Source organism: Actinomadura sp. NEAU-AAG7 (assembly GCF_018603865.1).
Classification (GTDB): Bacteria; Actinomycetota; Actinomycetes; order Streptosporangiales; family Streptosporangiaceae; genus Spirillospora; species Spirillospora litoris.
Window position 1 is genome coordinate 619004 of record NZ_JAHFZY010000004.1, and the last position, 17476, is coordinate 636479.

The 17476-nt window shown below is 68.0% G+C and carries 15 protein-coding genes and 1 other RNA gene; 11 read left to right on the forward strand and 5 right to left on the reverse strand.

Going from position 1 to position 17476, the window contains the following annotated elements:
• Positions 1 to 247: 247 nt before the first annotated feature.
• Positions 248 to 1225, forward strand: coding sequence for a hypothetical protein (locus KLI87_RS21790; RefSeq protein ID WP_214618434.1), 978 nt, complete (start codon positions 248 to 250; stop codon positions 1223 to 1225).
• Positions 1226 to 1515: 290 nt separating this feature from the next.
• On the opposite strand, the gene prfB is transcribed toward KLI87_RS21790, so the two are convergent.
• Positions 1516 to 2625: a peptide chain release factor 2 gene (prfB, locus tag KLI87_RS21795; RefSeq protein WP_214618435.1), complete on the reverse strand. Its 1110-nt coding sequence runs from the start codon at positions 2623 to 2625 to the stop codon at positions 1516 to 1518.
• Between the two features lie 125 nt (positions 2626 to 2750).
• Between prfB and KLI87_RS21800 the strand changes: the two genes are divergently transcribed.
• Positions 2751 to 3803, forward strand: coding sequence for a hypothetical protein (locus KLI87_RS21800; RefSeq protein ID WP_214618436.1), 1053 nt, complete (start codon positions 2751 to 2753; stop codon positions 3801 to 3803).
• 83 nt (positions 3804 to 3886) lie between these two features.
• Here the strand turns inward: KLI87_RS21800 and KLI87_RS21805 are convergent, their stop codons facing one another.
• Positions 3887 to 4069, reverse strand: a complete 183-nt coding sequence (locus tag KLI87_RS21805; RefSeq protein ID WP_156215742.1) for a hypothetical protein — start codon at positions 4067 to 4069, stop codon at positions 3887 to 3889.
• 454 nt (positions 4070 to 4523) lie between these two features.
• Here KLI87_RS21805 and ftsE point away from each other — a divergent pair, with 454 nt between their 5' ends.
• The 5 genes from ftsE to ssrA all read left to right on the forward strand — a co-directional run bounded on the left by ftsE (position 4524) and on the right by ssrA (position 9652).
• Positions 4524 to 5213, forward strand: a complete 690-nt coding sequence (gene ftsE, locus KLI87_RS21810) for a cell division ATP-binding protein FtsE (protein WP_067453578.1) — start codon at positions 4524 to 4526, stop codon at positions 5211 to 5213.
• 164 nt (positions 5214 to 5377) lie between these two features.
• On the forward strand, positions 5378 to 6283 hold the full coding sequence (gene ftsX, locus KLI87_RS21815; RefSeq protein WP_156215744.1) for a permease-like cell division protein FtsX: 906 nt from the start codon (positions 5378 to 5380) through the stop codon (positions 6281 to 6283).
• 203 nt (positions 6284 to 6486) lie between these two features.
• Positions 6487 to 6960, forward strand: coding sequence for an SsrA-binding protein SmpB (smpB, locus tag KLI87_RS21820; protein WP_214618437.1), 474 nt, complete (start codon positions 6487 to 6489; stop codon positions 6958 to 6960).
• Positions 6961 to 7077: 117 nt separating this feature from the next.
• Positions 7078 to 8970: a penicillin-binding transpeptidase domain-containing protein gene (locus KLI87_RS21825; protein ID WP_308166115.1), complete on the forward strand. Its 1893-nt coding sequence runs from the start codon at positions 7078 to 7080 to the stop codon at positions 8968 to 8970.
• A gap of 308 nt (positions 8971 to 9278) precedes the next feature.
• Positions 9279 to 9652: a transfer-messenger RNA gene (gene ssrA, locus KLI87_RS21830) on the forward strand.
• A 312-nt stretch (positions 9653 to 9964) separates the two neighbouring features.
• Here the strand turns inward: ssrA and KLI87_RS21835 are convergent.
• Positions 9965 to 10552, reverse strand: a complete 588-nt coding sequence (locus tag KLI87_RS21835; RefSeq protein WP_214618438.1) for a TetR family transcriptional regulator — start codon at positions 10550 to 10552, stop codon at positions 9965 to 9967.
• An 80-nt stretch (positions 10553 to 10632) separates the two neighbouring features.
• Between KLI87_RS21835 and KLI87_RS21840 the strand changes: the two genes are divergently transcribed.
• The 4 genes from KLI87_RS21840 to KLI87_RS21855 all read left to right on the forward strand — a co-directional run bounded on the left by KLI87_RS21840 (position 10633) and on the right by KLI87_RS21855 (position 15765).
• Entirely contained in the window at positions 10633 to 11670 is a 1038-nt protein-coding gene (locus KLI87_RS21840; protein ID WP_214618439.1) for an NAD(P)-dependent alcohol dehydrogenase, read from the forward strand.
• Between the two features lie 450 nt (positions 11671 to 12120).
• A complete protein-coding gene (locus tag KLI87_RS21845) occupies positions 12121 to 13098 on the forward strand; it encodes a hypothetical protein (protein WP_214618440.1) in 978 nt (325 codons plus the stop codon).
• A 490-nt stretch (positions 13099 to 13588) separates the two neighbouring features.
• Positions 13589 to 15034, forward strand: a complete 1446-nt coding sequence (locus KLI87_RS21850) for a serine/threonine-protein kinase (protein WP_214618441.1) — start codon at positions 13589 to 13591, stop codon at positions 15032 to 15034.
• Between the two features lie 245 nt (positions 15035 to 15279).
• Positions 15280 to 15765 (forward strand): hypothetical protein, encoded by a 486-nt coding sequence (locus KLI87_RS21855; protein ID WP_214618442.1) that lies wholly within the window; start codon positions 15280 to 15282, stop codon positions 15763 to 15765.
• 30 nt (positions 15766 to 15795) lie between these two features.
• Here the strand turns inward: KLI87_RS21855 and KLI87_RS21860 are convergent, their stop codons facing one another.
• Together KLI87_RS21860 and KLI87_RS21865 are read right to left on the reverse strand one after the other, a co-directional pair.
• Entirely contained in the window at positions 15796 to 16395 is a 600-nt protein-coding gene (locus KLI87_RS21860) for a DUF4360 domain-containing protein (RefSeq protein ID WP_214618443.1), read from the reverse strand.
• 118 nt (positions 16396 to 16513) lie between these two features.
• Positions 16514 to 17419 carry a LysR family transcriptional regulator gene (locus KLI87_RS21865; RefSeq protein ID WP_308166116.1) on the reverse strand — a complete coding sequence of 302 codons (906 nt, stop codon included), beginning with the start codon at positions 17417 to 17419 and terminating at the stop codon, positions 16514 to 16516.
• Positions 17420 to 17476: the final 57 nt, after the last annotated feature.

Below are 17476 nucleotides of genomic sequence, written 5' to 3' on the forward strand. Positions count from 1 at the left end.
GGCCACGAGCCATGCGAGCCGCCGGCCGGCGTAAGGAGGGGGACGCATTGAGCGGAGCCCCGACGTCCAGGGACGATCGACGGCCTCACCCGCCGAGCCTGTGGCCCGCCAACGAGTGCCCGGGAGAGGCTGAGAGGACGGCGCGGGCGGTGCATTAAGCGGACATTCTACGTTCACAGAGTGACAACTCAGTTACTCTGCGATGATGCTCCGTGGACCGGACCACCGTCTCCACTCGGGGGGCTTCATGCCCAAACGTTTCATCACCATTCTGTCGCTGGGACCCTGCCTGGCCGTCGCCGCATTCGCGGCGGGCTGCGGCGGGGGAGAGAGTTCGTCCGCAGGGACGGATCCGCCGGCGCTGACCAAGGCGCAGGCGCAGCAGGTTCTCACCTCGTTCACCGAAGGGGCGAACCGCGCGGGCAGGACGCTCGACCGCGGCGAACTCACCGGAATCGAGGCCGACCCGCAGCTGTCGATGGACGCGGCGTCGTTCAGGCTCCGCAAGGTCATCCGCCAGCGGCCGCCTACGCTGCGCTTCGACAACCCGTCGTTCTACATCCCGCGCATGAAGGAGTATCCGCGCTGGTTCGCCGCCGACGCCAGTACGGGGGTGGGCAAGCAGACGACGCGGCACGCGCTGCTGTTCACCCAGTCCGCGGCCGGAGCGCCGTGGCTGCTGGCCGCGGACCCGTTCCCGCCGGACGCCGCGCTGAGCCGTGTGGCGCTCGACGCGGAGGGGTACGCCACAGCGGTGAGCCCCGGGACGTCCCAGGGGCTTCCCGTGGCGCCCGCGAAGCTGGCCGACACGCACGCGGCGATGCTGTCGGGCGGGTCGTCCGCGCCCGGCGCGTCCGTCCTGGCGGACGGGCCGAGGACGAGCCAGACCGTCGAGGCGCTGCGTCAGGGCGAGAGGATGCTGGCCAAGCGGGGGATCACGCTCTCGTCGAGGTTCTCGGTCGCCCCGTACGGGGTGTACGCGCTGCGGACCAAGGATCGCGGCGCCCTCGTCTGGTATGTCCTGCAGCAGAACGAGGCGTATTCCTCCGCGAAGCGGGGCAGGCTGGCTGTGAGCGGTGATCTTGTCGGGCTCGCTCCCGCCAACTCCGTCCGGAACCGCATGGACACCACCGTCCTCGTGCAGTATCTGGCCACCGTTCCGCCCAAGGGCCGGGTGACGATCAGCGGCATGTACCGCAAGGCCGTCACCGCGCACGGTTCCTGAACTCCGTCGGGTGCCGGGGCGTTCCCGCTCTTCTGACCGCTGCAGCGGGACCGCCACCGGCATCCGACGGGCTTGTTCTAGCCCAGGCCGGAGCCCGGGTCGTGCCGAAACCACGGAAGGCGCACGGCCCGGTCAACGAACCAGCAGCGGAAAACGCGGCCGCTCAAGCAGCGGAAAACGCGGTGCTCAGGCAGCGGGAAACTCGGTCGCTCAGGGGCGCGCCCCTCAAACCCTGGCCGCGCCCGGCGGCGCACGTCACAGCGCTCGCCCTCAGCCCCGCCGAGACGGGGTTACGCGGTCTCCTGCTGGCGCATCCAGCGGATCTCGGCCTCGATGAACTCGTCGATATCGCCGTCCAGGACGGACGTGGGGTTGCCGACCTCGACCCCGGTGCGCAGGTCCTTGACGATCTGGTACGGGTGCAGGACGTAGTTGCGGATCTGCGTGCCCCAGCTGCTGGTGCCCTCACCGCGCAGCGCGGACATCTTCTCCGCCTCCTCCTGCCGCTTGCGCTCCAGCAGCTTGGCCTGGAGCACGTTCATCGCGGTGGCCTTGTTCTGGAGCTGGCTCCGCTCGTTCTGGCAGGACACCACGATCCCCGACGGGATGTGGGTGATGCGGACGGCGGAGTCGGTCGTGTTGACGCCCTGGCCGCCCGGCCCGGACGAGCGGTACACATCGACCCGCAGCTCGCTCTCGTCGATGTCGACGTGGTCGCTCTGCTCGACGACCGGCACGACGTCGAGCCCGGCGAAGGAGGTCTGGCGGCGGCCCTGGTTGTCGAACGGCGAGATGCGGACGAGGCGGTGCGTGCCGTGCTCGCCGCGCAGCGTCCCGTAGGCGTAGGGGGCCCGCACCGTGAAGGTGGTGGACTTGATGCCGGCCTCTTCCGCGTAGGAGGTGTCGTAGACCTCCGTCGGGTAGCCGTGCCGCTCCGCCCAGCGCAGGTACATCCGCTGGAGCTGCTCGGCCCAGTCGGCCGCGTCCACGCCGCCGGCCTGGGCGTTGATCGTGACGAGGGCCTCGCGGGCGTCGTACTCGCCCGACATGAGCGTGCGCACCTCAAGCTGCTGGACGGCCTTCTGCAGGGAGGCCAGCTCCTCGTCGGCCTCGCCGCGCGTGTCGGCGTCGTCCATCTCCTGGGCGAGCTCGTAGAGGGTCGCGATGTCGTCGTGCCGCTGGCGCAGGCCCTCGACCCGGCTCAGCTCGGCCTCCAGGTACGACAGGCGGCGCGTCACCGTCTGGGCGCGCTCCTGGTCGTTCCACAGGTCGGGGTCGGCCGACTGCTCGCGCAGCTCGGCGATGTCACGCCGCATGCCGTCGAGATCCAGCACCTGCTCGATGCCGGTGAGTGTCGAGCCGAGCTCCTTGAGCTGCTCTTCGGGTTCGATGGCTGCCACGCCCCCGAGCCTATCGCCGTCCCGGTAGTGCCCGAGCGTTCTGACATTACGCTGTGGATGGCAGAATCACGAAGAGGTCGATCATCACGGTCGGCATGGGGTTGTTCTGGCCGGGGGATGGAGCTGTGCGGAGGATCTCTCGGGCCGTCGTGGCGGTCGTGGTGCTGCTCGCGGCCGCGGGTTGCGCGGAGGAGAAGAAGAGCGGCGCGCCGCCGTCCACCCCCATGCCCACGCCTTCGCCCACGCTCCCGGTTCCCCTGACATCGCAGGTGGCGGAGAAGGCGTTCGGCACCTACGTCACCGACGAGGACGTGGCGCGCGCGGCCGGGGACGAGCGCCTCGCCATGACCTGGACGTCGGGTGGGCAGACGCTGCTGACCGCCGCCGAGTTCCGCAAGGCGGCCTTCGACGGAGACCCCGTCCGGCGTTTCTCCTATGAGAAGCCCAAGCTGTACGTACCGAAACTGAAGCCGGACGGATACCCGCAGTGGTTCGTGGCGTCGGTGAAGCGGTCCGTCCAGGGGGAGGACGAGAGCGAACGCACCGCGCTCATGGCGTTCATCCTGCGCTCGCCCTCCGACCGCTGGCATCTCACGATGACGACCCTGCTCTCGAAGAAGGCCAAGGAGCCGAAGGTCGTCCTCGACCCCGAGGGCTACGCGGAGGCACTGGGCAAGGACGACACGTCGGTGGTGATCCGCCCCAGGGACGTGGGCGGTATCCAGGCGACGATCGCCGCCGAGGGCGGACGCAGCGTGGCGGCGAAAGTGATGCGGCCGGGCGCCGTCACCACCGGCTACTACCAGCAGGCAAGGCGTGAGAAGAAAAAGGCCAAGGAGAAGGACCTCACGCTCCAGGTCGTATACACAGCGACGCCCTACCCTTACTTCGCGCTACGTACGGAGCATGGCGGAGCCTTTGTGCTCTACTCCCTGTTCCGCAGCACGACGCTCGTCGCCAAGGACCCGAAGACGCCCAAGCCCGAGATCCCGTCAGAGGCGGAACACCTCCTGGACGGCACGGTCGAGGGCAACGAGATCGACACCACATCCGTCCTGCACTTCGCGGCCCTCGACCCGGCACGGGCCAAGAAGGGGAAGACGCAGTCCAAGGCCAGCGTCATCGCCGACGACGGCGCGGTCTCCAAGGCCACGACCCCGCCCCTGAAGAAGCCCTGACCCGACGGGTGCGGCCGTCTCGGAACGGTCGGGGGCAAGCGTCGAGCCCGCCATTCGGAAGGCCCTGGCCGTCCGCCGTCGGCTCAGTAGACCCTCTGCAGGACGAGCGCGATGAAAAGGAGCGCGACGAGCCCCGCCAGGACGAGCGCGGGCGGTATCGACGGGCCGTGGCGGTGGAGTTCGGAGCGGGCGGCCCGGCAGGTCGGGCAGCGGCCCTCGACCACCGGGTTCGAGCACCGGGCGCAGATCAGATGTTCGCAGCTCATGTCGTGGGCCCCAATCTCCGTGAACGGCACGTGGGTCCGTGCGGGTGAGAACGTCGATCGACGACCTATTAGGTATCTTTCGCCATCATCCAGCGTAGCCGGACTGTATGGTCGTTCCGGCAAGTCCGGGAGCTTGACGGCATGAAACAGGCCTGACGTCGGGAGACGGTTGCATGGCACTGATTGGATGCAGGGCAATGATCGGACACCATCACCCCCTCCGGCGTGTCGCCGTCCAGGGGACGGCCGACACGCCGTTACGGGCCGCCATTCCCGGTCATGCGCCCCACGTCGAGCGGGACGAGGTAGTTGACTGTCCCCTCTACACTGCTCGGAGGCTCCACGGTCCACCCGGCCGCGAAGCCCGGCGACCAGGCCGTGGGCCACGGATCTCCTCCGTGGTCACAGGTCGGGCCGTTCCCCAACCCCTAGACTGAACCGCCGTGATGCAGCCGTGATCCATTTCGACAACGTCACCAAGGTCTACCCGAGCCAGAACCGGCCCGCCCTGCAGCATGTGAACGTCGCCATCGAGAAGGGCGAGTTCCTGTTCCTGGTGGGGCCCTCCGGTTCCGGCAAGTCGACCTTCCTGCGCCTCGTCCTCAAGGAGGAGCGTCCTTCCCAGGGTCACGTGCATGTGGCGGGCAAGGACCTGAGCAGGCTGAGTAACTGGAAGGTGCCGCACCTGCGCCGCAGGATCGGCTGCGTCTTCCAGGACTTCCGGCTGCTCCCCAACAAGAACGTCTTCGAGAACGTCGCGTTCGCCCTGGAAGTGATCGGCAAGCCGCGGCGCTTCATCGGCAAGGTCGTCCCCGAGGTCATCGACCTGGTCGGTCTGGAGGGCAAGGCCCACCGGATGCCGGACGAGCTGTCCGGCGGTGAGCAGCAGCGCGTCGCCATCGCGCGGGCGTTCGTCAACCGGCCGATGATCCTGCTGGCGGACGAGCCCACGGGCAACATCGACCCCGCCACCTCCATCGGCATCATGAAGGTGCTGGACCGCATCAACCGGACCGGCACCACCGTCGTCATGGCCACCCACGACGCCGCCATCGTCGACGCCTTCCGCAAGCGCGTCGTCGAGTTGGAGGACGGACGGGTCGTCCGCGACCAGTCGCGCGGCGTCTACGGCCAGGCCTACTGACCCGGCGGGGGCCTGACCGGGAAGGCCGCCGCCACCCCATCTGAACCCAACGATTCTTGCCGGGGCGTACGACACCCCAGACGTACGAGACACCCGCAGAGGGCCCGCGCGCGGCGCGGCGCCCACGCTTCCGGCGGGACACAGGCGATCAAGGACAGCGAGGCATGCGCGCACAGTTCGTTCTCCAGGAGATCTGGATCGGTCTCCGCCGGAACATGACGATGACGATCTCCCTCGTCATCACCGTCGCCATCGCCATGGCGCTTTTCGGCACGGGCCTGCTCCTGCGTAAGCAGGTGGACGAGTCCAAGAGCTACTGGTACGACAAGATCGAGGTCTCGATCTTCCTGTGCGCCAAGACGAGCTCCAACGACAGCTGCCAGAAGCGGGACGTGACCCCCGAGGAGCGGGACGCGCTCAAGACGCAGCTTGAGAAGATGCCGCAGGTCTCAAGCGTCCAGTACGAGAACAAGCAGCAGGCGTACGCGCGGTTCAAGGACCGTTTCGCGAGCTCCCCCGGATTTGTGCAGAGCACCCGCGAGGGCGACATTCCTGACTCGTTCCGGGTGAAGCTGAAGAAGCCCGAGGAGTACAAGGCGGTCGCCCAGGCGATGCTCGGCCAGAAGGGCGTCGACACCGTCATCAACGAGCAGGAGATCCTCAAGAAGTTCTTCAGGATCCTCAACGGGCTCCAGTTCGCGGCGCTGCTGATCGCCCTGATCCAGGTGGTGGCGGCGGTGCTGCTGGTCGGCAACACCGTCCGGCTGTCGGCGTTCAACCGGCGCCGGGAGACGGGCATCATGCGGCTGGTCGGCGCGTCCAACACCTATATCCAGATGCCCTTCATCCTGGAAGGCGCGATCGCGGGTCTGCTGGGCGGGCTGATCGCCTCGGTCCTGCTGGTGTTCAGCAAGATGTTCCTCGTCGACCGGCTCGCCAACGACCTCCAGATCGTCAGCAAGCTCGGCTGGAGCATCGTCATCCTGGTGATCATCCTGTCGATATGTTTCGGGGTGCTGCTGTGCGCCCTGTCCTCGTTCCTGACGCTGCGGAGATACCTGAGAATCTGATCCGGCGGCCCGCGCCGTCCAGGATCCGGATCCGCGTGAACCGGACGCCGGAGGCCGCCGTCAGAGCAGAGCGGGCGCCCGCGCGCAGCGGGCGCCGGGGAAAAGCGGTTCCACCCTGACCGCGCGGCCCTCGTAAGATCGCGTACGGACGGGAAGGGGCTCGGTGCAGGAACCGACGCCGGACAAGGACCGAGGCTGATCACGTGCCACGCGACACAGGGCGCAAGCTCATCGCCCAGAACAAGCGGGCCCGCTACGACTACCACATCGACGACACCTGGGAAGCGGGCATGGTGCTCATGGGCACCGAGGTGAAGGCGCTGCGCGCCGGACGCGCGTCCCTCGCCGACGGCTACGCCCACGTCATGGACGGCGAGGTGTGGCTGGAGCACGTCCACATCCCCGAGTACACGCAGGGCACCTGGACGAACCACGCCCCCCGGCGGCGCCGCAAGCTGCTCCTGCACCGCCGGGAGATCCAGAAGATCATCGCGAAGTCGTCGGAGCCGGGCTGGACGTTGATCCCCCTCGCGCTGTACTTCAAGGACGGCAAGGCCAAGGTCGAGATCGGGCTGGCCCGTGGTAAGAAGGCCTACGACAAGCGCCAGGCCATCGCCAAGCGGGAAGCCGATCGGGAGATGCAGAAGGCGGCGGCCGCCCGGTTCAGGAGACGGTGAAGGGTGTCGATGATCCAGCCAGGCCGGTCGACGGACCAAGAGGGCGAGCCGGATCTCCAGGGCGCCGGCGCGAAGGCCCGCCGAGGCCGGCGGCGCGTCGCGCGTAGATCGCGCACCGTGCGGCGCCGGGTGACCGCGATGGTGGCCTGCGTCGGTCTCGTCGGCGGTCTGACGACGGGCTGCTGGGCGGAGCCGTCCGCGATGCCCGCCGTCCGCGACTTCCTCATCGCCTGGGAGGTCGGCAACTACACGGCGGCGGCCAAGCGGACCATCGGCGCCGACCGCGCCCAGGTCTCCGCCGCGCTCGGCCAGGTCCGCTCCCAGCTGGACGCGGCGTCCCTGCGCCTCGCGCTGGGCGTCACCGGCCAGGACAGCGACGCCAAGGCGATCGACAAGAAGGGCGACGAGGCGGACGCCAACTTCTCGGTGAAGGTCGACCTCGGCGAGAACGGCCAGCCCTGGACGTACAAGGGGCAGATGCACCTGCGCCGCAAGGGCGGCAAGTGGAAGGTCGTCTGGGACCCCTCCATCATCAACCCGGTGCTGAAGCCGGGGCAGCGGCTCGCGGTGCAGACCGAGGTGCCCCCGCGCGCCGCCATCACCGACACCCAGGGCCGCTCGCTGCTGCAGAAGGTCGGGGCCTACAACGTCGGCGTCTTCCCCGGGGGGCTCGCGAACCCGCAGCGCACGCTGGACGAGCTCGCCCGGCAGGTCAAGATCGACGGCGGCCGGCGGCTGGACTCCGAGCGCCTGCTCGGACGCGTCAGGTCCGCGCCGCCGCAGCGGTTCCTGCCCCTGCTGACCCTGCAGGTCCCCGAGCACAACGGGTTGATCCAGCGGCTCAACCAGGTCCCCGGGCTGACCTTCCAGGGCGTCCGCGTCCCGATCGCGCCGGTGTACGCGCCGGAGCTGGTCGGCACCCTCGGCCCGGCGACCGCCGACCGGCTCCAGCAGGTCGGCGCCCCCTACCAGCCCGGTGACACGATCGGCGTCAGCGGCGTCCAACTGCTCCAGCAGCGCCGCCTCGCGGGCACCCCGACCGTGCGGATCGTGGCGCAGGATCCGGCGGGCAAGGACACCCAGGTGCTGCACGCCTGGCCGGGGCAGCAGCCCCAGGAGGTGCGCACCACGATCGACCCCGGCTACCAGCGCAAGGCCGACTACGCCCTCAGCGGCGTGACCGTCCCGGGGTCGCTGGTGGCGGTGCGTCCGGCCACGGGCGAGATCCTCGCCGTGGGCAACCGCGCGACGAACGGCCGGAACCTGGCGTTCGAGGCGCACTATCCGCCCGGTCTGACGTTCGGGATCGTGTCCGCGGAGGCGCTGTTCGCCCACGGCGGGATGACCCAGTCCACCAAGACGACCTGCCCTGGCACCGTCACGATCGGCGGCCTGACCTTCACCAGCAGGGCCCGTCCCGCCGGCAGTTTCGCGAACCAGTTCGGCGCGTCCTGCCGGACGGCCCTCGCCCAGCTCGGCGGCAAGCTCGACGCGAAGACGCTGGTCGCCGAGGCCGCCAGGCTCGGCATCGGCAAGGACTGGGGGCTCAACGTCCCCGCCTTCACCGGCTCGGTGCCGCCGCCCGCCAACGACGCCGAGAAGGCCGCCACCATGGTCGGCGAGGGCAAGGTCCAGGTCAGCCCCCTCGCCATGGCCCTGGTGGCCGCCGCCGCCCAGAACGGCACCTGGAAGGCCCCCTACGTCCTCAAGGACCTCTCCAAGGCCGACCAGATCCAGCCCACCAACCTCCAGTCCGAGGCCATCTCCAGCCTCAAGAAGCTCCTCTCCAGCTCCGTCCGGGCGGGCCTCGCCCAGCCCGCCCGGGTCTCCGGCGACGTCGTCGGCGTCGCCGCGCTGCCGACCGTCACCGAGAACGGCCGCAAGAAGGAGATCTCCTGGTTCGTCGGCTCGCGCGGCGACCTCGCCGTCGCCATCGCCATCGAGGGCCACGTGTCCGCCGCCAAGGTGGCGGCCAAGTTCTTCACCGCGCAGCCCGGCCGGGCACGCTGAGGCGGCTTTGACAAGCCTTTACGCGCTCGGACGCAACCACCTCGCCCTCTCCCCGCGTCTTCCTGGGTGACTGGGCCTCCGCTCGGGGGGTTGCGGAACCCAGTCGACGTGATGAGACCAGAGCCTCGTCTCGGGGGAGGCTCTGCCGTCCGGACCGGCCCGACCCTGCCGGTCGGCCCCGGTGGGCGCGTCCAACCACGCGCTCACCGGGGTTCACGTGTCCCTGCGGGAATCACGTTGCCCGTCGGGGCGTTACCTTGTAACGTCGTCGTTCGGACGTCTTCGACGGCCGTTTGACAACTCAACATGGGGGTGACCGGCTTCGACTTCGGTCGATCGAGCCAGGGGAAGCGGGTCGAGGGTTGCTGTCGTGACCTCGTAAATCCTGTGACAGCGAACCAATAACTGCCAACAAGAAGCAGTCCGAGTTCGCTCTCGCCGCCTGAGGCGAGTAGCGAACTCTGTCAGCCCGGGAGCGTCTCCGACCCGGGGTCTGGCATCGTAAGGAGACTCCACCTGCAAGCCCGGTCGCGGGACCTGTAGGGAAACCAAACAGCGACTGAGCCCGTCGGCGACACGCCTGCGTGAGCGCCGGGGCTGAGAAAACGCCAAGCAGGCTGCACCCGGAGAAGCCCTGACTCATTACCGAAGGACGCGGGTTCGATTCCCGCCACCTCCACCACGTGTGCTCGTCGGCCCCTTCGGGGCCGACTTCGCCGGTTCTTCGTGTTCTTCTGGGGGGCGACCCCCAGACCCCCGGTGTGGGGGCTCCGCCCCCACGCCCCCTTGTGGCTCGGGTTGCTGGTCGGGCTGAGGCCGTGCACGCTTCGCGCGCACGGCTTCTTGTTTCTGTGGGTACTGCGCGCGCTGCCTCTGCTCGCTGGTCTGGAGCACCGGGGGTGCCCCTCATGGCGGACGGGTTGTGGCCGTCACCCTCGATGACGCCGCTGCTTGGGCGGTGTCCGAGGTGCTCCTGGGCCGACGCGGTCGGCCGTCAGTCGGCTGCGACGGCGCGCCGGACGCTTTCGCGGAGCAGGGCGCGGCGTCGCTCATGTGCTTCGGCGGGCTCCTGGGCGGTCGCCGCGTAGACGTTGCTGACGGGTGACCAGGCCATGGACATGGCGATGACCACGGCCATCACGTCGAACGGGTCTCCCTGGCGCACCAGGCCGGCGGCCTGGGCCTCCGCGATGGCGTGCAGCTTGCCGTCCTCGACCCGGTCGTGGTCGTCCACGAGGTGGCCGGCCGGGCGGCGCTCCAGGCGCGCCCAGGTGGCCAGCCGGATCAGGTCGGGACGGCGCAGGTACTCGTCGTAGAGGCGCACGGCCCAGTCCGCGAGGTCGGTGGCGTCGATCGGCGCGACGTTCATGATTCGTTCCAACGAGCCGAGGAAGATCGTGTCGAAGAGCTTCTCCTTGTTGCCGAAGTAGGCGTAGAGCTGCGCCTTGTTGGTGCGTGCGGCGGCCACGATTCGCTCGATGCGCGCCCCGGCGATCCCCCTCTCCGCGAACTCCTGGGTCGCCGCGTCGAGGATGCGCTGGTAGGTCTCCGCTCCGCGGGCGGTCAGGGACGGTTCGGCCATGTCTCCGACGCTACCAAACAGAACAGTTGGTTTGCTCGGGTACCGTGAAGCAAACCGAACAGTCTGTTTAAGGAGAGGCCATGCGAACCACTGTCGGCTGGCAGGCGGCCGGATCACCGGCGAGGCTGCGCCGAGTCCCGCTGAAGCGCCGTGATCTGCGTCCCGACGACGTGGCGGTCCGAGTCGATCACTGCGGCGTCTGCCACACCGATCTGCATGCCCTGAGCGGCCATCACGGGACGCATCCGCTGGTGCCAGGGCACGAGTTCACGGGAGTGGTGACCGAGACCGGGGCCGCGGTCACCGGCCTTGGCGTCGGCGACCCCGTCGCGGTCGGCAACATTGTTGATTCCTGCGGCGAGTGCCCCATGTGCCGGGTCGGTCAGGAGAACTTCTGCCATGCCTTTCCGACCCTGACCTACGGTGGCACCGACTGGCGGGACGGAACGACCACTCTGGGCGGCTTCTCCCGCGAGTACGTCGTCCGCGACCGGTTCGCCTATCCGCTTCCCGCCGGCCTGGATCCGGCCGCCGCCGCTCCCCTGCTCTGCGCCGGGATCACCGTTTGGGAACCCCTGCGTGCGCTCGGAGTGGGTCCCGGCAGCCGTGTGGCGGTGGTGGGGCTGGGCGGTCTGGGGCATCTCGCGGTCAAGCTGGCGGTGGCGCTGGGCGCCGACACCTCGGTCGTCAGCCGGTCTCCCGCCAAGGCGGACGACGCGCGCCGTCTGGGCGCGGAGGGGCTCATCGTGTCCAGCGATCCAGCGCAGATGGCCGAGGTCCGGGACCGGTTCGACATCGTCATCGACACCGTCTCCGCCCCGCACGACCTCGGCCCGTACCTGCGGCTCGTCGCCATGGACGGCACGCTCAGCCAGGTGGGACACCTCGGAACCCTCACGGTGGACGCCCTGGACCTGCTCGTCGGGCGCAAGAAGCTCAGCTCCGCGGGGAGCGGCGGCACACCCGCGACCGCGGCCCTGCTCGCCTTCTGCGCCGACAAGGGCATCACCGCCGACGTCGAGGTGCTCCCCTCGGCCCGGGTGCACGAGGCGCTAGACCGCCTCCGCCGCAACGACGTCCGCCACCGCTTCGTCCTCGACCTATCCGACCTGGACTGAACCCCGGGCGGCCAACTCATCTCCTTGTGGACGCGGCGGCGCGCGGCACCAGGGGCGGGACGTGCCGCCGCGTCGTCGAGAGGCCGCCCGCCCCGCGACGACGGTGGGCGGGCGGCGGGCACGGCTGAAGTCCGTGCCGGTGGTGCGGCGTCCACGACAATCTCCACGCCGGCCGTCCTGCCGCACCTTCGGCTGGGCGCGCCGGCCGGTTGCCGCGCTCACGTCATTCGGGACGGGTCATCGTCGTCGACGATCTCGGAGAAGAGGTTGTCGTCAGGGTGGGCCTCGGTTAGTTTTGAAGTCGGCAAGGAGCTTGGGATCGTGCCTGAGCCACCGCCGAGTCCATTGAGGCATGGAGCGTCGGAACGTGCCCTCGCCACCGCCTTCCTCTGGTTCATTCACTCTGTTATCGGCGCGCCCTGTCGAGGGTGCGTCGGCCGAGGGGATCTCATGACGATTTACTCGCAGCATCCCAACCGCGGAAAATTGCAGATTCTGGCGACCTACGAGGGGCAGACCGGTACTACATCGGTGACCGTTACCAGTGTCGCCGATGCGTCCCTGGTGTCACCGATCGTCGACGCGCTCAACCGGATATCCGCTCTCGCCACCGTGCCGGTCAGCCTTCGCGACCTCCGGACCGATCGGTTTGCCCGCTATCCGCATACGCATCTTGCGGCGTTGACCGACCAAAGCGCTCGGACCGACCTGCTCAAGGGGTCGCACAGCTTGTGGTACGAATATGTTATGTGGCTGCTTCATGGGGCACTGGCCGATTTGGACAGCGCTTTGGAGGGGGTACCCGCGCCTGTCCGAACGGCAATCGAGGCGGAACTGGAGATAGAGGCCGGCGAACTGTGTGATGCGCTGGTGGAGTTCTCGGAAGGCCCCACGAAGCCAGAAGCCGAGGTCCGACGGTACTGGGATTTCGAGTTTCCGTTCGTAGCTTTCGAGGGCGGAACGCCGGCACTGAGTCGCGAGATGCGCGAGACCCTGGACCTGCTGGAGGAGGGGATCACAGCCGAGCGGCGTGAATCGGCCGTCACCGATCTGCGGCTACTCCTCGCGGCCCACGCGCAGGCTGCGGGCGGCCAGGCAAGACTTGAGGTGGGGCAGCTGGAAATCTTCGACGAGCCGGAGTTTGTGAAGGGTTACTACTTGGTGGTGAACGCGCCGCGCCCTGATGGTAGAACCGGTGACTGGCGTATCGAGATCGGTTACTGGGAACCGGACGATCCAGATGAGGAGGAGTGCACCAGCGCCACAGGGGAAACCGTTCTCTTCTGTGAACTCTCAGCGCGGCCTACCCTCTCCCAGCTCGCCACAGTACTGAACCAGAACTCGGAGCAACTCGCAGCCTGGGCCACGACTCCGGCTGGGGAGAGGCTTGCGGGGACCCCCTTCGTTGTCAGTAAAAGCTTCACCTGACGACCGGGTCTGTGGCGCGCCCGATGTGATGCCTCTGGGAAGGAGGCCGGGAGGTCGGGCGTGCCCAGTCGGGGCGTGGGAATCTGTCGCGCGCCGCATCGCGGCCCTACCTGTTCAGTGGCAGGCTTTCGATCGGAGTCGCTGTGGGCGCGGTCCACCGGCCCGTTGCCGTCACTGGTTGCCGGGTTGTCCCTCTGGCTTTTCTGATCTTTTGGGCTCGGCAGCGGTGATTTCATCGCAGCGCCTGCCCGGACGGTGGCGCGGGCCCGGTTCCTGCTCGGGGAGCACGACCTCCTTGGTCCCCTCTGTACGAAGTTCCCGCTATGTGTGGGTAGGGCCGGGGTCTGGACCGATTTGTATTTTTTGGTCGGACTCGAATCACGCTTGAGTTCCAGTCCGGTCCTTGTTGTCTCCCAGGTCGTCTATTACCTGGAAGCATTGGGTCTGGGGCGCCGGTGGACGCGTTCGCGGATGCTTGTCCCTGGGATGAATGGCGAAGAAGGACGGTGCGGTGGAGCCTGGGGTCGCGCTTGGGGGGCGGTATCGGCTGGTCACCCGGCTGGCCCGCGGCGGGATGGGGGAGGTGTGGTCGGCGGTCGACCAGAGCCTGGCGCGCTGGGTCGCCATCAAGATCGTGCTGGCGGAGATGGGTGCTGATCCGATGCTGATCGCTCGGTTGCGGCGGGAGGCCCAGACCGCGGCGGCTCTCTCCCACCCGGGGATCACTGTGGTCTACGACATCGGAGAGCATGAAGGCCATCCGTTCTTCGTGATGGAGTTGCTGGAGGGGACCGACTTCAAGGCGCTGCTCGCCGATAGCCCCGGTGGAATGCCGGCAGTGCGTGCCGCGGGGTTGATGGCACAGGTGGCCGACGCGCTCGACTACGCCCATCGAAAGGGTGTGGTGCACCGGGATATCAAACCGGCCAACCTCATCGAACTGGTGGGAGGCGGTGTGCGGATCTGCGATTTCGGCATCTGTCGATATAGTGAGGCCACCACGGGACTCACCGCGTCCGGGGGAGTGCTGGGCACTCCTGCCTACATGGCTCCTGAGCAGTACGAGGACGGGTCTGTTGACGCACGCGGTGACTTGTATTCGTTCGGTTGCACGCTATATGCGCTGCTAACCGGTCGCCCCCCTTTTCCGGGTCCTTCACTGGTCGCGTTGATGCGCCAGCATCTGTCCATGCCTCCCGCTCGACTGACCGCCGTTCCGAGCCGCCTCGCCGATCTGGTGGCGAGCCTTCTTTCCAAGAACCCCGGCGACCGGCCCGCGTCCGCAGGAAAAGTCGCCGATGCGCTGCGGGCCGTGGCCGCCGAACGCCCTGTATCCTCGACCTTCGACGACGATCTGCGCGTGATATTCCCGAACCTTCAGCCCGTGCTCAAGTCATTTGACGAAGGCATCGCCGATCAGGTTCCCCGCGCCAGGTCGCTGCTTCGGTGGCCTGATTTCGGCTATCAACTCGGTCGCGAACTAGCGGCCCTCGATGTCGACACCATTTTGATCATTCGCGAGCGAAACGAGACCCATCACTATGTGCAGGCCATGCGCGAGACCGATCGCCTATATGCCGAGGCGGTCAGCAACAATTTCCTGACTGGCGACCTTCTGCTGACCGAGCAGGACGAGGCCGAGATGGTCAGGCTTGGTTGGAACCCTCCCCTCGATCCTGTGCCAAAAAACTGGTGGACCGAGTTGCCGGCGTCTGCCACTGCCGCGGACCATCGACATCTGGCGAGCATCATGATGGTCGGCGCGTTGCGAGATGTTCAGGGCGTGCGGTGGACTTCGAGCCTGGTGTACGAGTCTTTCTGGCGGCACGGTACCGGGCTGATTGAATTGTTGGACTTCGACGTTGAATGTCTTGATAAAAAGCGGGTCTATGTACAAAAAAGCAGTGCCCAAAGGGATGGCCAGGGCCCGGAGTGAAGAGCGTCGGCGGGCTGCCTGAGTGGATCTCGGTACCGACTCAGGTTGTTGGTCCGGCTCGGGTTCGCCGCGCACGGGTTGTGTGCAGGGCTTGGGGCGGCAGGGGCAGATTGTGCTGTGTCGACGGACGCTCCCGCGGTCGCCCTTCTAACCTGGTGGGGTAGCCGACCTCACCGGTTCCGCACCCTGATCTGCACTGACATGGCTTCCTCACGGCATCGACGATGGAGATGAGGTGGTCTGTGGTGGCGGAGATCAGGGTCAGTAGTTTCGGGCAGCGGCAGACTGGGCTGGGGGCGGTCACCGATGAGGCGGCCGCCGCTTACGGGCGGATCCTGCTGGCGATCGTCGGTGCCGACGGTGAGGTGACGGAGCCGGAGTTCGACTGGCTCGTGGCCCACCAGCGCTCGTTCGGTGTGCCCGAGCACGTCATCGACGGGTACGCCGCCTTCGATCACCGGTCGGCCGACCTGGATTCGCTGCTGGACGCGCTGGACGTCGATGTCGACGGTTGGCGGCCCGGCCCCACGCTCATCTACCACGCGATCCAGATGGCCGGGGCCGACGGTGACTACGCCGATGCCGAGCGCGCCAAGGTGAATGTCGCCGCCCGGCGGCTGGGTGTGCCCGACGATGTGGTCGCTGTGCTGCACCACATGGTCATTGCCGAGACTGCCCTGGACGCGATGCGCACCGTCCTGTTCCACACCGCTCCGGCGCCGGGTGGGTGAACCGCCCAGGGGCGGTGCGGTGGCCGCGCCTCAGCAGTGGCGCAGCCAGTAGAACTGGTAGGTACTGCCCAGGCCGGAGTCGGAGGAGTCCAGGAACATGAAGCTCGTCTTGGACGCGTTGGACGTGCCCAGGTCCACGCTCAGTTCCGTGGCGAGAGTGGTGTTGCCGCGCTCGCCGCAGGGTCTGACGTTCACTTCGGGAATGTCGCTCTGGTCGACGAACTGCCAGTCGTCGACGTACAGGCCGTGAATGACACGGGGGCGACCTGGAAGAGGGTTTCTGCCGAGAATAGAATAGGAGGACCTCAATGTGCCGGAGGCGCCTTCCTCCAGGCTTGCGAAGCCTTTGTTCTCAACCCGCGCGATCCCGTAGGTGAATTCTGGTGGATGGCTCACCCGCACGCTGACCTGGCAGCTGGTTCGAAGGTCGGACGGCGATGAGTTTCCGCCGGCGGAGGCAAGATAGTAGCTGTAACGGAGCCGGAAGCGCTCGGCTGTCGAGTCGACCGTTACGCTGCCCGGAGGGCAGCCTGAGCCGTTAGTGGTCACCAGTTGGACCGTGACGCTTCCGGCGGGCGGCTCTGCGGCGGCCGAGGCGGGGGCGGGGACCAGGGCGAGGGTGGTGCTCACCGCCGTGATTGTTCCGGATTTCAGCATGACAGCCTCCCGGTGGGTGGAAGTCCATCGGTATTTTATTTTCGGTTGGGCGGCCGGTCAATGTTGAATTATTTTCTGTTCTTATTCACTTTCAACTTTTGGGTTCGCCGGTGGTCCAGTCCCAGGTGGTGAGGGTGGTGCGCATCAGTTCGGCGGCGGAGGAGAGGCGGGCGTCGGCGCGCCAGTGCAGGGTCAGCGTGCGGCGGCAGCCGGGGGCGTCCACGGTGATCCAGGCGACGGGGGCGACGGTGGTGCTGCCGCGGGTCATGGTGCGGCGGGCGATGGCGGGGACGAGGCCGAGACCGAGGCCGGCGTTGATCAGGTCCGCCATCGCGGACGACTCGTCGCCCTCGCAGACGATCTTCGGGGTGAGGTGTTCGGCCGCGAAGAGGCGGTCGAGGAGCTGGCGTTGCCAGTGTCCCTTGCGGGCGGTCACGAAGGGCTGGTCGGCGAGGTCCCGGATGGTCACCGAGGTGCGGTTCGCCAGGGGGTGGTCGGGCGGGGCGGCCAGCCAGACCTCCTCGTCGAGGAGGTGGGCCGTTTCCAGGTCCTCGGCGTGGACCGGCTGGGACGCGGCGCACAGGTCGATGTCCTGGGCGCGCAGGTGGCGGGCCATCTGCCCGGCCGGCATCTGGTGCAGTTCGATCTCGATGGTGGGATGGGCCCGCTTGTAGGCGGTGAGGGGGCCGGTGAGGGTGAGGAAGGTCTCCGACGCGAGCCGGACGGTGCCGAAACCCTGGCTGGTGGCCTCGGCCACGGCCCGCCGTCCCGCGTCCAGCTCGCCCAGGGAGCGTTCCACGTAGCCGCGGAAGAGGCGTCCGGCGTGGTTCAGGCGGAGCCGTCCGCCGCGGTCGAACAGGGGTGTGCCGAGTTCCTTCTCCAGGCGGGAGATGGTGCGGCTCAGGGAGGGCTGGGCCACGTGGAGTTCGTCGGCGGCGCGGCTCAGATGTTCCAGGCGTGCCACCGCGAGGAACTGCGTGAGCGCGTTCAGGTCCACCGGGCCTCCTTCATGACCGCAGATGCATAACGCCATAGCAATATTAATCTTGGACAT